Origin of the sequence: Arthrobacter rhizophilus (genome assembly GCF_026241105.1) — a bacterium.
GTDB lineage: Bacteria > Actinomycetota > Actinomycetes > Actinomycetales > Micrococcaceae > Arthrobacter.
Genome location: NZ_JAPFFT010000016.1, coordinates 1 through 13,113 on the forward strand (window position 1 = coordinate 1; position 13,113 = coordinate 13,113).

Annotated in this window: 12 protein-coding genes and 1 riboswitch; of the genes, 7 read left to right on the forward strand and 5 right to left on the reverse strand. The window is 64.3% G+C overall.

What is annotated here, in order from left to right:
• Nucleotides 1-205 precede the first annotated feature (205 nt).
• On the reverse strand, nucleotides 206-1,132 hold the full coding sequence (locus OOZ51_RS13930) for a matrixin family metalloprotease (protein ID WP_416346384.1): 927 nt from the start codon (nucleotides 1,130-1,132) through the stop codon (nucleotides 206-208).
• 48 nt (nucleotides 1,133-1,180) lie between these two features.
• The gene (locus OOZ51_RS13935; RefSeq protein ID WP_265980410.1) at nucleotides 1,181-2,305 is read right to left on the reverse strand and encodes a VIT1/CCC1 transporter family protein; all 1,125 of its coding nucleotides are present in this window, start codon (nucleotides 2,303-2,305) and stop codon (nucleotides 1,181-1,183) included.
• Nucleotides 2,306-2,612: 307 nt separating this feature from the next.
• On the opposite strand from OOZ51_RS13935, the gene OOZ51_RS13940 reads away from it, so the two are divergent.
• Nucleotides 2,613-2,801, forward strand: coding sequence for a hypothetical protein (locus OOZ51_RS13940; RefSeq protein WP_265980291.1), 189 nt, complete (start codon nucleotides 2,613-2,615; stop codon nucleotides 2,799-2,801).
• A gap of 43 nt (nucleotides 2,802-2,844) precedes the next feature.
• On the opposite strand, the gene OOZ51_RS13945 is transcribed toward OOZ51_RS13940, so the two are convergent.
• Both OOZ51_RS13945 and OOZ51_RS13950 read right to left on the reverse strand, forming a co-directional pair.
• Complete coding sequence (locus OOZ51_RS13945) at nucleotides 2,845-3,165, reverse strand: hypothetical protein (protein WP_265980292.1); 321 nt, start codon at nucleotides 3,163-3,165, stop codon at nucleotides 2,845-2,847.
• 15 nt (nucleotides 3,166-3,180) lie between these two features.
• Nucleotides 3,181-3,301, reverse strand: a riboswitch (SAM riboswitch).
• A 143-nt stretch (nucleotides 3,302-3,444) separates the two neighbouring features.
• Complete coding sequence (locus tag OOZ51_RS13950) at nucleotides 3,445-4,659, reverse strand: sodium:solute symporter family transporter (protein WP_265980293.1); 1,215 nt, start codon at nucleotides 4,657-4,659, stop codon at nucleotides 3,445-3,447.
• 159 nt (nucleotides 4,660-4,818) lie between these two features.
• On the opposite strand from OOZ51_RS13950, the gene OOZ51_RS13955 reads away from it, so the two are divergent.
• The 3 genes from OOZ51_RS13955 (at nucleotide 4,819) to OOZ51_RS13965 (ending at nucleotide 7,439) form a co-directional block, all read left to right on the forward strand.
• Nucleotides 4,819-5,394 carry a helix-turn-helix domain-containing protein gene (locus OOZ51_RS13955; RefSeq protein WP_265980294.1) on the forward strand — a complete coding sequence of 192 codons (576 nt, stop codon included), beginning with the start codon at nucleotides 4,819-4,821 and terminating at the stop codon, nucleotides 5,392-5,394.
• Nucleotides 5,395-5,691: 297 nt separating this feature from the next.
• Nucleotides 5,692-7,101 (forward strand): ammonium transporter, encoded by a 1,410-nt coding sequence (locus tag OOZ51_RS13960; protein ID WP_265980295.1) that lies wholly within the window; start codon nucleotides 5,692-5,694, stop codon nucleotides 7,099-7,101.
• Entirely contained in the window at nucleotides 7,098-7,439 is a 342-nt protein-coding gene (locus OOZ51_RS13965; protein ID WP_265980296.1) for a P-II family nitrogen regulator, read from the forward strand. The genes OOZ51_RS13960 and OOZ51_RS13965 overlap by 4 nt, the downstream gene beginning before the upstream one ends.
• 77 nt (nucleotides 7,440-7,516) lie before the next feature.
• On the opposite strand, the gene OOZ51_RS13970 is transcribed toward OOZ51_RS13965, so the two are convergent.
• On the reverse strand, nucleotides 7,517-9,490 hold the full coding sequence (locus tag OOZ51_RS13970; protein ID WP_265980411.1) for an APC family permease: 1,974 nt from the start codon (nucleotides 9,488-9,490) through the stop codon (nucleotides 7,517-7,519).
• A 225-nt stretch (nucleotides 9,491-9,715) separates the two neighbouring features.
• Between OOZ51_RS13970 and speB the strand changes: the two genes are divergently transcribed.
• The 3 genes from speB (at nucleotide 9,716) to OOZ51_RS13985 (ending at nucleotide 13,102) form a co-directional block, all read left to right on the forward strand.
• Entirely contained in the window at nucleotides 9,716-10,780 is a 1,065-nt protein-coding gene (speB, locus tag OOZ51_RS13975; RefSeq protein ID WP_265980412.1) for an agmatinase, read from the forward strand.
• Nucleotides 10,777-12,441: a thiamine pyrophosphate-binding protein gene (locus tag OOZ51_RS13980; RefSeq protein ID WP_265980297.1), complete on the forward strand. Its 1,665-nt coding sequence runs from the start codon at nucleotides 10,777-10,779 to the stop codon at nucleotides 12,439-12,441. Before speB ends, OOZ51_RS13980 begins: the two co-directional genes overlap by 4 nt.
• Before the next feature lie 178 nt (nucleotides 12,442-12,619).
• The gene (locus OOZ51_RS13985) at nucleotides 12,620-13,102 is read left to right on the forward strand and encodes a MarR family winged helix-turn-helix transcriptional regulator (RefSeq protein ID WP_265980299.1); all 483 of its coding nucleotides are present in this window, start codon (nucleotides 12,620-12,622) and stop codon (nucleotides 13,100-13,102) included.
• Nucleotides 13,103-13,113 lie beyond the last annotated feature (11 nt).

The following is a 13,113-nucleotide window of genomic DNA, read 5'->3' on the forward strand; positions in this document are numbered from 1 at the left end:
TCTACATCTTCCGACCGAAAGAAGGCCTCCTGCCCGGAAACTCAACGAATCCAGACAAGAGGCCGACGTAACTTCGGCCTAGACGTCCGTTGAGCACGCCCAGCCTTGGCCACGAGCAGTGGACATAGTACTCATATGTCCACTGCTTAGGCTGAACGGTGGGCATGTCCAGTTGGTGGGGGGCAGTGCCAAAGGTGGGGCGGGGCTAGAGGTCGCTGCGGCACGGTGCGGATGCGAGTTTGTAAAGGCCGTTCAGGTCTCCGGCCGCCAAGCCATCCGGGGCGCCGATCTCCGGGTACATGAGCTGGATTGGATCCTCCACGTGGTCAAGGCCAACCACGTGGCCCAGCTCATGTTGCACCACCGCCGAGACGTAGTGGGCACCACTGGGGACGCCCAGCAGTTCCTTGATTTGCCGGGCGTCCAAGTCCAGGCTTCCCGTCACATAGCTCTTCGGGCCCGAGCCGAAGCTGTACATGGTGCTTCCGCCGGTGCCGATAACGGATCCAGCCAATGCCGGGGCGGCCTCGGGGGTGGTCCAGGAAATCAGCAGGGGTGCCCAACGATCCCCGTAGAGGGCCGGTTGGTATGGCTTGCGCTTCTCGGAGGGGGTTTCCGTGCTGGCTCCGTCGTTGGCGAATTTGAGGCCCGTGGCTCCAGAGATTTTCGCAATGGCGTCGGCGATGAGCCCCTCGGCGCCAGCAGGGGCCAGGGCCGCGTTGACCACGTAGTGCAGGGGTCGGCACGGTGAGTAGCCCACGGGTGTGCCGTCGGCGTTGGTGGCCAAGAATTTGTAGGAGTTGCTTGCCACAGCTGGCTTGGCGGGGGAGCCGAGCGCGTGGCCGGCTTCCTCCAGGCCAGGTGGCGGGGTGTCCGGGGCACGCGCGGCTTTTTGCGCCCCTTGCCCGGAATCTGCGCCCTGGGAAGAGTTGTGGCTGGGGGCCTGGGCGGAGGGACCCAGGTTCGGAAGCAGACCGGTGATCCGGGGATCGCCCCTGAGGAAACCGCTCACAAGCACTGCTATGGCCGCGACGATCGCCACGACCATCAGGTTTCGGAACAGTGCGACGGCGGTACTGGGCCGCCGCTGCGGAGGCGGCGGCCCGCCGTCGTACCCGTAGTTCGAATGCACGTCTTCCCCCAAATCCCTGATCCCCGCAACCCAAGCGGGCCGACGCGACTAACCGATGACAGCGCCGAAAACGAGCCCCAGCCCATACGTGGCCGCGGCCGCACCGAGTCCGATGGCCAGCTGCCGGAGGCCGCGTGTCAGCGGCGAGGTTCCGGACAACAAGCCGACGACGGCGCCAGTCGACAGAAGCGCGATGCCCACCAGCGTACCGGCCACAGCGAGCGCGGCGAAGCCTGTCATGCCCAAGATGAACGGCAGGATCGGCACAATGGCGCCCGAGCCGAAGAAGCAGAAGCTGGAGATGGCAGCACCCCAGGCGGAGCCAACCGCTTCGTGCTCGTTCACGGTTTCTTCAGCCTCGGGATGGAGCGAGAGGCTGGGATCGCAATCGCAGCTGTAGAGGCCCATGCGTTCGGCGGCGCGGTGTTCGGCGGCTTCGTGGGACATGCCCCGGGCCAGGTACACCAGGACCAGCTCATTGTGTTCGATGTCCAGGGCCGGGGCTGCGGTCAGCGTGGCCTGGGTGGGGCGGGTGGCGTTGAGGAGCTCCAGTTGCGAGCGGACCGAGACATACTCGCCGGCACCCATGGACAGGGCGCCCGCCAACAGGCCGGCGATCCCGCTGAAGAGGACCACGGCGGCGGGCACGCCGGTGGCGGCCATGCCCATCACGAGGGAAAGGTTGCTGACCAGACCGTCGTTGGCACCGAATACCGCGGCGCGAAAGGTGCCGGACAACCTGTTGCGGCCGCGCGTCGCCAGGCCGCGGACAACTTCTTCGTGAATCTGTTCGTCGGCCGCCATGGCTCGGGTTGCCGCGGGATCCTTCGCGTAAGGGGAGCGGCCTTCCGCCCTTTGCGCGAGGGCCAACACGAACACTGATCCGAAGTTCCGGGCCAGGAAGCCGAGCATTTGGCTACGCGTGGACGCTGCCTTCGGCATGCCGGCATGTTCGCCGAGGAGCTTGAGCCAGTGTGCCTCGTGGCGTCCTTCAGCCTCTGCGAGGGCCAGAAGGATTTCGCGTTCCTCGCCGTCGCGGCGCTGCGCCAGTTGGCGGTAAACGGCGGCCTCGGCGCGTTCGTCGGCCAAGTACTGCCGCCAGCGCTTGATGTCCGACGACGACGGGGGAGACTTGGTGGCTGCTGCCTCTTGCGATGGACTGCTTGAGTCCAACGGACTGTCTGAATGCGGGGTTTTTGCGGGCGGGTGCACCGGAACTCCTGGGTTGCTGGGGCGGGCTTCATCGCCTCATTGCACGTCCACTTTATCGCCAATTCCCGCGGTTTTTCGGCTGGTAATCCTTACTCGACGTTTTAGGTATGCCTCAAATACGGAGAGGCTCCCGCGAAGCCTTGACCACCGGATAGGGCAGTGCTGGGATGGATGGACAGGGTCCACGAATTGGCGTCGGTGGCGTGGTGACCGGCTGCCTGATCTGCCTAGCGATGGGCTTAGCGGCACGTCGAACGGAGGTTGCACCATGGACAGCACCGAGACCCACGCCCGCCACCCCGACCGTCCCACGGTCGAGGCCGATCCCGCCTACGACTACAACGAGGACCTGGAGGTGGACGAGGACTGGGAAGAACAATCCGAGGTCCTCGACGACGACGAACGGCCGGTTCCGCTCGACGTCGACGAACACCGTGAGGTTGGAGAGATCGAATAGCCCCCGAAGCGTCGAATAGCCCCGACTCGCCGAATCTGGGTAGCTAAAACGCGCTCAGGATGAAGTGCCGTTCCACGCCGGCCCGGTGCCCGGTTGCGGCCACCGTCAGCGTGAGCTTCCGTGTTGCCGGGAACCAGCGGGCAGGCTGGACTGCTTGTGAGAGGGCTTGGGTGATGAGCCGCGGCTCGTGATGCCAAAGTCGTTCCAGCCGGCCGTCCACCACGAACGTGATGGAACCCTGGGAGAGGTCGACGCCGGGAATCACCCGGACGAACTCGTCAACCCGCCTGGCCCGGGGCACGGGCAGGGTGCTTGGCTGTGTGGTGTGGCTGGCTGTGGCGGTAGCGCCGGTTTCCAAAGGCATTGCCTTCTCCTGATGGAGTTGCTCTTGCCCGCTCGGTTGTCTCTGGTCCGGGGTCGGGCCGCTTCTTCATCCGAACCACCCGCGAACATGGGGTTGGCGTATGGCAAGTCGGAGCTTGGCGCCACATCTCTTGAAGTTCTTCCTACTGTACAGGCAGGCCCGCCCCCGGCGCCCCTGTATCTAAAGACGCCAGGCGTCAAGCGCCCGGACACGGCAGCGGCGCCGCAACCTCTCGAACGAGAAGGTGCGGCGCCGCCGTCGTGATCTATTCTGTGATGCTCAGTGGCTGGCCACCGCGTGGACCTCCAACGGGAGTTCCTCGGTGACCGCTCCGGCAACGCGGCGGTCCCAGGCTTCGCGGACCTCGGGCTCCGTGGGAGGCGTGAGGAGGGAGACAACAACGTAGACGAGCAGCGAGGCGCCGAGGCCCCAGTAGATGGGATCGTTTGCGTAGACGCCGTCTTCGCTGGGGATGATTCCCGTGGCGTAAGCGATGAGCAAGGCCAGGGTCAGGACCGAGCCGACGGCCATGGACCAGGCCGCGGCGATGCCCGTGCCGCGCTTCCAGACCAAGCCACCCAGGATGGCGACCAGGAGGCCGCCCACCAGGATGTCGTAGGCAATGGTCAAGGCAACCACGACGTCTTGCGCCCCCATCGAGATCAACACTGCCACGATGCCCAGGCCAAGGACCCAGTAGCGGTTGGCCTTGACGTCGTGCTCGGGGTTTTCGGTGTCGTCGGTGTTGATGGTCTTGCCGAACCAGCTGGCCACGAACGGGACAACGTCGGCGCGGGCCACCGTGGCTGCGGCAATGAGGGCACCGGAGGCGGTGGACATCATGGCGGCGACCGCTGCGGCCATGACCAGGCCGCCGATGCCGATCGGCAGGATGTGCGTTGCCACCTCGGCGTAGACAACGTCCTTGCCAAGCGCCTTGACGTCGATGTTAGGCAGGGCAACCCGAGCGGCAAGGCCGATCAGGGCGCCGGCCACACCGTAAAGGACGCAGTAGATGCCGGCAGTGGCACCGCCCCAACGGGCCACCTTGGGGGTCTTGGCGGTAAAGACGCGCTGCCAGATGTCCTGGCCGATCAGCAGGCCGAGCGTGTAGACCACGAAGTAGGTGATGATGGTCTGCACGCCGATGCCGTCCAACTGGAAGAAGCTGGCGTCAACCCTGGCACGGATGCCGTCGAGGCCGCCTGCGGCGTTGAGGACGAACGGGAGCAGGAGCACACCCGAGCCGATGGCCACCACCAACCACATGCCGGAGATGCCGAACTTGTAGCCGAGGCCTACGCCACCAACCGTTGATGCGCCGCCAGGGACCACGGCGGCCATTGTGCCGGTGTAGAGCATCGGGCCGAGGCGGCGTCCGGCCACCAGGAAGTCGCTGTTGTTCTTGGTGCGCGACTTGCCCCACCAGCCAAATGCCAGCATGGCAAGCAAGTACACCACCACTATCGCAATATTGATGAACGAAGAGTCCACGGTTGGCTCCTGAAGCTGATGCGCAGAGTTTTTGGGGATTCCGACGCCGGTCCCGCTGGGTATCCTTGCGTGTTGCTGAAGGTCTCTGCTGCCACGCCAGCGATCCGGCTACTATTGCTGCAATGACAGGGCCGTAGCAACGGCCTGAAAGGTTCGTGAATGAAGGCTCTCCCCGTTGAACCAAGCAATGTACCCGTTGCCATCGGTTCCAGAATCCGTGCTGCCCGCCAATCGCAGCGGCTCACCATAGAACAGGTGGCGGATGCCACCGGCCTGACCAAGGGTTTCCTGAGCCGTGTCGAGCGGGACCTGACATCGCCGTCGGTTGCTTCCCTTGTGACGCTTTGCCAAGTCCTTTCAGTATCAATTGGCGAGCTTTTTGCCGCGCCCGAAACGCACTTGACCCGGCGAGACGATGGTCCGCGGATTTCGCTCGGTGGCCAGGGGATCGTGGAGCGGCTCCTGACCGCCCGTTCAGAGCGGCGGCTGCAGATTCTGCAGGCAACCATCGAACCCCGGGGTCGCGGAGAAGCAGAGCTTTACGCCGTTGATTGCGACGTCGATGTCCTGCACGTGGTCAAGGGGGCCATCAAGTTGATCCTCACCAATGAGGAGTACGAGCTCGAGGAGGGGGACACCTTGTCCTTCCCGGGCCGCGAGCCCCACACCTGGGTCAACCCCACGGACGAGCCCGTTGAGGTGCTCTGGATACTGGTGCCGGCAGCCAGCCGCTGATGCTGGCTCCTTGGGAGGCGCGGAGCTGGCGCCTTGCGACGCGCGGAGCTGGCGCCTTGCGACGCGCGGCGTGTAACAAGCCGGAAACCTGGCTGACTTCAGAATTTAACCCACGGGCTTTCTGCGTTACGGGCTTGAAATAATTCGTGCCGAATACCGAAACAGGGCGGCTGTACCTTCGAGTCAACGCAACTCGTCAAGGTCGGTACCTCGTGAGGCACCAGGACCTGTTCGTTTTAGAAATGGTCTCGCCGTGCGGGCGCCATGGAGCGCCGTATATGCAGGAAGGCTCCCGAAATGAACTCAGCATTCTTTAGCGTAGGGCTGGATGTGAGCCCCCAGACCCTGGATCCCGGCGCAACAGCCTGGATGCTCGCAGCTTCCGCCCTCGTCCTTCTCATGACGCCTGGTTTGGCGTTCTTCTACGGCGGCCTGGTCAGGATGAAGTCCGTCCTCAACATCATGATGATGAGCTTTGGCGCCATTGGCGTGGTCGCGGTGGTCTGGGCCCTGTGGGGCTACGGACTAGCGTTCGGCCCGGATACCCTGGGCGGCTTCATCGGAGATCCCTTCGCGAACTTCGGACTCAGCGGTTTGACCAGCGTCATCGGCGGAAAAGCCCCGGGGCTGCCGGACATGGTCTTCATCGGATTCCAAGCGACTTTCGCCATCATCACGGTCGCCCTGATCAGTGGCGCGGTGGCGGAACGCGTCAAGTTTGGCCCATGGCTGCTGTTTGCCGGCCTCTGGGTCACCCTTGTCTACGCGCCCATTGCCCACTGGGTCTGGGGTGGCGGCCTCTTTGGATCCACCGGGATCATCGGCAGCAAGATCTCAGCCCTTGACTTTGCCGGTGGCACCGTAGTGCACATGAACGCCGGAATGGCCGGGCTGATGCTTGCCGTAGTGCTCGGCAAACGGCTCGGATTCATGAAGGACCCCAACATCCGGCCGCACAACCTCCCCTTCGTGATGCTCGGTGCCGGCTTGCTGTGGTTTGGGTGGTTCGGCTTCAACGCCGGTTCGGAACTGGCTGCTGACGGAATCGCCGCGCTCGCTTGGACAAACACCCTCCTGGCCACGAGCGCCGCGCTCCTGGGCTGGCTTCTTGTAGAGCGGCTCCGCGATGGCCATGCGACCTCCCTCGGTGCCGCATCCGGCGCCGTCGCGGGCTTGGTGGCAGTTACCCCGGCGTGTGGATTCGTGGATCCTATTGGCGCCCTCGTCATCGGTGTCGTCGCGGGTGCCGTCTGCGCACTAGCCATCGGGCTGAAGTTCAAGATCGGCCTGGACGACTCCCTGGATGTGGTTGCCGTGCACTTTGTCGGTGGCCTGTGGGGGACCCTCTCCTTGGGATTCTTCGCCGTACCCTCGGCCAAGACTGAAGGCGGCCTCTTCTACGGCGGGGGCCTGACTCAATTCTGGCCCCAGATATTGACTGCGCTGATGGTCACCGCGTGGACTGCGATCATGACCACGCTCATTGGCTTGGCCATCCACAAGACAGTGGGCATGCGCGTCAAAGAGCACGAGGAACTGGCGGGCATCGATATCACGGAGCACGCGGAGACCGCATACGAGCTGGTGATGGTTGGCGGATCCTTCAATCCTGGGGAACCACAGAACGGCAAAACTCCCGTGACGGCGGGCACCGCCAAGGAAAAGGTCGAGGAAACGGAGCTGAGCCGTAGCAGGGCCTCGACGTGAAGCTCGTTACCGCGATAGTGCGGCCGGAGAGGATCGACGAGGTCCGTGAAGCCTTGGAGCGCTTCGGAGTCAACGGGATGACGGTGAGCCAAGCGAACGGCTACGGCCAACAGCGGGGTCACATGGAGGTTTACCGCGGCGCGGAGTACAACTCCGACCTCCTCCCGAAAATCCGGGTGGAGGTCCTGGCCACCGACGATCTGGTGGACGGAATCGTGGACGCCATCATCTCCGGCGCCAGTACGGGCCAGTTCGGGGACGGCAAGATCTGGACCATCGAGGTATCCCAGGCGGTGCGCGTCCGGACCGGGGAGCGTGGGGCCTCGGCAATCAGCTAGGACGCGCAGCTAAGGCGGTCCGCTGGAAAGAAAGTGTTGGTGCCGCACCACGAGGTGCGGCACCAACACTGCCATGTTCAGCCCACGTGCACCCAAGGCCTGCGCGTGATGTCCGGTTCGGCTTCGCGCAGCACTTCGCGGGTTACCGGGGCAATCTCACCCTCGCCGAAAAAGAGGAATTTGCTCAGATTGGCGATCGGATTGCCCTCGGTCCAGCGGAAATAGATGTGCGGCATGAGACCCGTGACGTCGCGGATGTGGAGCAGCACCGCGGCCAGCGTGTTGGGCACGTTGTTGCTGTGGATCTCCAGAATCTTGAAGCCGTGCCGGCGCTTGCCTTCCACCAGGAGTTCCTGCTCAAAATCGGAGCTGTCATCCACGATGATTTCGATGAAGATAGCGTCGCTGTCTTCCGGCAGGTGGTTGGCCTGCTGGGCGTGCTGCAGCTTCAACAGGTACCGATCGGCGGTCAGCCGCTTTGGCTCGTGGGCGATGATCCGGATGGGACCTTCCTCATTGGCGGCCGTGAATTCGAGCGCCATCTTGTCCATCTTGATGTGCGTGGCGCGCAGTTCGAAGGAACGGCGTACCCGCGACGCGAAGCTCACCAGGACAATGCCAAGGATGAACAGCGCCGCGATCCTGATGCCATCCGGTCGCTCCACCACATTGGCCACCGTGGTGTAAGCGAAGACCACGGCTACCGCGCCGAATGCGATGGTCTTGCCCTTCTGCATCTTCCTGCGGGCGGACAGGGTGACGGCGATCGAGGCCGAGGTCATGAGGACCAGCACACCCGTGGCATAGGCGCCGCCTTGGGCTTCCACATTGGCTTTGAAGACAAGCGTGATGATGAAGGCAACGGCAGTGAAGACCAGGACCAGCGGTCGGACGGCCTTGGTCCATGCAGGGGCCATGCCGAAGCGTGGCAGATAGCGCGGCACCAGGTTCAGCAAGCCGGCCATTGCGGAGGCGCCGGCGAACCACAAGATGGCGATGGTGCTGATGTCATAGACAGTGCCGAAGCCGTCGCCCAAGAATTGGTGCGCGAGGAAGGCAAGGGCTCGTCCGTCTGCTTTCCCTCCCGGCTGGAATTCGGCGGCGGGAATCAGGAATGTCGTGATGAAGCTCGAGGCCACCAGGAAGGCACTCATGATGAGCGCCGCCGTCGTGAGCAGTTTGTGGGTGCCGCGGATGCGGCCCGCGGGATTCGCTTCCGTGTCGCTCGGGCTGCCCTTGATTTGCGGCATAACCGCGACGCCGGTCTCGAAGCCTGAGAGGCCCAGCGCGAGTTTCGGGAAGACCAGGAGCGCGATGCCCACCATGATCAACGGGTTTCCGTGTTGCTGGTTCAGGGCGGCCCACCAGTCGGTCACCACATGCGCCTCGGTCACCACGTGCATCAGGCCGACAACGACGACGACGGCGTTCAGCACCAGATAGACGCCCACGAGCACGACGGCGACGTTGATGGCTTCCTTGAATCCGCGCAGGAACACCACGGCAAGGCCGGCGATGAGGGCCAAGGTGATGGCGATTTCCTGGCCGTGGAGCCACTCCGGCGCGAACGGATTTTCGATCGCGTGGGCGCTCGCATCCGCAGCGGAGAGGGTCATGGTGATCATGAAGTCCGTGGCCGCGAAGCCCAGCAGCGCCAGCACGAAGAGTTTGCCGCCCCAGCGGGGGAGGAGGCGTTCGAGCATCGCAATGGAGCCTTCGCCGCGGGGGCTCTCGGAAGCAACCCGGCGGTAGACCGGCAAGGCGCCAAGCAGGGTGACGGCGACCAGGACGATCGTAGCCAGCGGTGAGACGATGCCGGCCGCAAGTGCCGCAATGGCGGGTTGGTAGCCGAGGGTGGAGAAGTAGTCGACGCCGGTGAGGCACATGACCTTCCACCAAGACTGGGGCGTGTGGTCCTCGTCCGGTTTTCCGTGCGGACCTTGCCGCTTTCCCGACGTCTCGGGCATGCCGTCAAGCAGCCATCGCTTGAATTGCCCGGCGGGCTTCCGCCGGTCGGTGGGGTCGGCGGGCGGCCTGGTCAGCGTTGTCACATGGTCCTTTCGCGCAGCCTGGAAGCTGCTCCAGATGGAGCGTACGGGCGCGTCGGGGGAGGGGAGGCCGGTTTTTATGGAATCTTTACGCATCATGTGATGGGGGTCACCATCATGAAGAGCGTTCGAATGTAAACAGGTGATGCTTATAAGACAACTTTGAGTGTATGATTGGTGTCACAGTCAAAACCCGATCTCATCTATTTACTGAAGGAGTGGCGCATTTTGGAAGAGCTTCGTATTGAGGCCAACGGCAACCTTGGTCCCATTGATTCGGCCCGAATCCCGCGCTACGCCGGTGCTGCCACCTATGCCCGCCTGCCCCGGCTGGACCAGGTGTCCAAGGCCGACGTCACCGTTGTCGGCGTCCCCTTCGATTCCGGTGTTTCCTACCGCCCCGGCGCCCGCTTCGGCGCCAACCACGTGCGTGAAGCCAGCCGCCTGCTCCGCCCGTACAACCCCGCGTGGGACGTCAGCCCCTTTGAGAACATCCAGGTTGCCGACGCCGGGGACATGGCCGTGAACCCCTTCAACATCAACGAGGCCATCGAGACCATCCAGCAGAACGCGCTGGACCTGACCGCCAACGGAAGCAAGCTCGTGACGCTCGGTGGCGACCACACCATCGCCTTGCCGCTGCTCCGTGCCGCAGCCGAACGCGCTGGCGAGCCCGTGGCCATGCTGCACTTCGATGCCCACCTAGACACGTGGGACACCTACTTCGGCGCCGAATACACGCACGGCACTCCGTTCCGCCGCGCCGTCGAAGAAGGCATCCTCGATACCGAAGCCATCAGCCACGTCGGTACCCGTGGCCCGCTTTACGGCAAGAAAGACCTTGACGACGACCACCGCTTCGGCTTCGGCATCGTCACCTCGGCAGACGTCTACTACCAGGGCGTCCTCGAAACCGTGGCCAAGATCCGCGACCGCATCCGAAATCGCCCGCTGTACATTTCCGTGGACATCGACGTCCTGGATCCGGCCCACGCGCCGGGCACGGGAACACCGGAGGCCGGTGGTATCACCAGCCGCGAGCTCCTCGAAATCATCCGCGGCTTCCGTGGCATGAACCTCGTTGGCGCGGACATCGTCGAAGTTGCCCCGGCATACGACCACGCTGAAATCACGGGCGTCGCGGGCAGCCACGTTGCCTACGAACTCGTAACCCTCATGGCGGACAACGCCGTCGAAGGCAACCGCCACGGCGCCCCGAACGGCTACGCTGCCCAGGCCCTTGGCCAGGAATCCCGGCGCCCGGCCGGTTTCGCCCCGGCGGTCACGAAGTGACGGATCAGCGCAACGGCGGGGACCTCGTCGTCGAGACCCTCGAAGCGCTTGGCGCGAAGACGGTCTTCGGTATCCCCGGCCAGCACGCTCTCGGCCTGTTCGACGCGATGGGCCGCGGCAATCTGCACTTCGTCTCTTCCCGCGTGGAGAACAACTCCGCTTTCGCCGCCGACGGGTACTCGCGTGCCACGGGCGAAGTCGGTGTGCTGTTCCTGTCCACTGGTCCGGGCGCGCTGACGTCCCTGGCCGGGCTGCAGGAAGCTTACGCGACTGGCGTACCGATGGTTGTCGTAGCCAGCCAGATCCCCTTGGAGGGCCTGGGTGCGCGCCGCAAGGGCATGCTGCACCAGCTTGATGACCAGAAGGCCTCGGCCGCGAACGTCACCAAGAGCCAGCGCCTCATCCAGCACGCCTCGGGGATTCCCTCGGCCATCCAGGATGCCTGGACCGAGGCCATTTCCTCCCCGCAGGGCCCCGTGTGGATCGAGATCCCGCAGAACGTGCTCCTGGATCCCATCATGGTCCCGCCCGTGGAAGACGCCCTCGCCGAAGCGGCTGACAACCCGCCGCGCGTGGAGCTGATCCGCGAAGCCGTGAAATGGCTCTCGACGGCGGAGCGTCCCGCGATCATCGCCGGCGGCGGCACGCGCCGTGGCCGCGCTGAGAAGTCGCTCCTGTCGATCGCCGAGAAACTCCGTGCCCCGGTGATCTGCACGCCGGGCGGCAACGGAGCGTTCCCCTGGAACCATGAACTGTCCCTGCAGTCGTGGATCGAGGACCGCCACATGACGGATGTCCTCGAGGACTCCGACGTGCTGATCGTCATCGGCTCTTCCCTGGGCGAGGTGACGTCCAACTACTTCACTTTCGAGCCTCGCGGGCGCATCATCCAGATCGATGCCGAACCCCGGGTCCTGGAGTCCAACCGCCCCGGTTTGGGCATCCGCGCCGACGCTGGCCAGGCTCTTGCGGCACTGGATTCTGCCTTGGATGAGGCATTGTCTCCGACGGCGGCTGCCCCGGACTGGCACGGCATCTCGCCCGAGGATCTTGTCAAGGAGTCCCTGGCCAAGGTCAAGGAACGCCTTGAATCGCAGGACCTCGGCAAGGAGCTGAAGTTCATGGCCGATATCCGCGAGGCCGTCCCGGCTGATATGCAGACTTTCTGGGACATGACCATCTCCGCGTACTGGGGATGGAGCTGCTGGGATTCGCGTGAAGGCCAGTTCCACTCGGCCCAAGGCGCCGGCGGCCTCGGCTACGGCTTCCCGGCGGCCATCGGCGGTGCCGTTGGACTGGAAACCGTGGGTAAACCGGGCCGCGTGCTGGCAGTCTCCGGTGACGGGTCCTCCATGTACTCGATCTCGGAGCTGGCCACCGCCAAGCAGCACAACGTCCCGGTGACCTGGCTGATCGTGGACGACGGCGGTTACGGCATCTTGCGCGAATACATGGTGGGCGCCTTCGGCAAGGCCACCGCCACCGAGCTGGCCCGCCCGGACTTCGTCAAGCTCGCCGAGGCCTTTGGCGTCCCGGCCCGCCGCGTGGCACCCGAGGACGTCGGGGACGCGCTCCGGGAGGGCTTCACCGCGGACGGCCCCAACGTCGTCGTGGTTGAAACCCTACTCAAGATGTTCGGCCCCACGCACTTGGGCGACTGACACTCCAAACGCCCCAAACCCCAGCGCGAGCTGGCAGCTATTGACCCCTTTTCGAAGATTGAGGGCATTGGCTGCCAGCTCGCGCTTGGCGTTTAACGCACCTCGCACTTCATTAGTTTCCCAAAGCAATCAAATTGGCGTATAGTTGCTTTAGGCAAACAAAAGTGAGGGGTCTTCCATGGCTGTCGCATCCAGCACGGCAACCGAGCTCGTCCATCAGATCTTCGATCTCCAGCGGGTCCTGCGTTGCATCGTGACCGCAAACATCGCGAAGGATGCCGACGTTGGGTTCGCCCTGCAGGGCGTCATGCGCTTCATCGGCGAGGGGGAGTCCCGGGCCACGAAGCTCGCCTCGCGCCTCGGCGTCAGTCCCCCGGTCCTCAGCAGGCACATCGCCGAACTGGAGGAACTCGGCTTGGTGGTCCGGCGACCCGATCCCGCAGACGGCCGGGCCCAATTGGTGGCCCTGTCCGAAACCGGCATTGACAAGGTTCGCGATTTCGAAGAGCAGCGCAGCCTGAACTTGCGGGCCTACCTCGCGGAGTGGAGCGAGGAAGACGCCTTGGAGGCGGGGCAGGTCCTGGAGAAATTGACCACATCACTCAACCACTCAGTCCGGGCAACGGCGGCCGGCTCCCACTACTCGAACCACACAGCTTAGGAGCAGCAGCA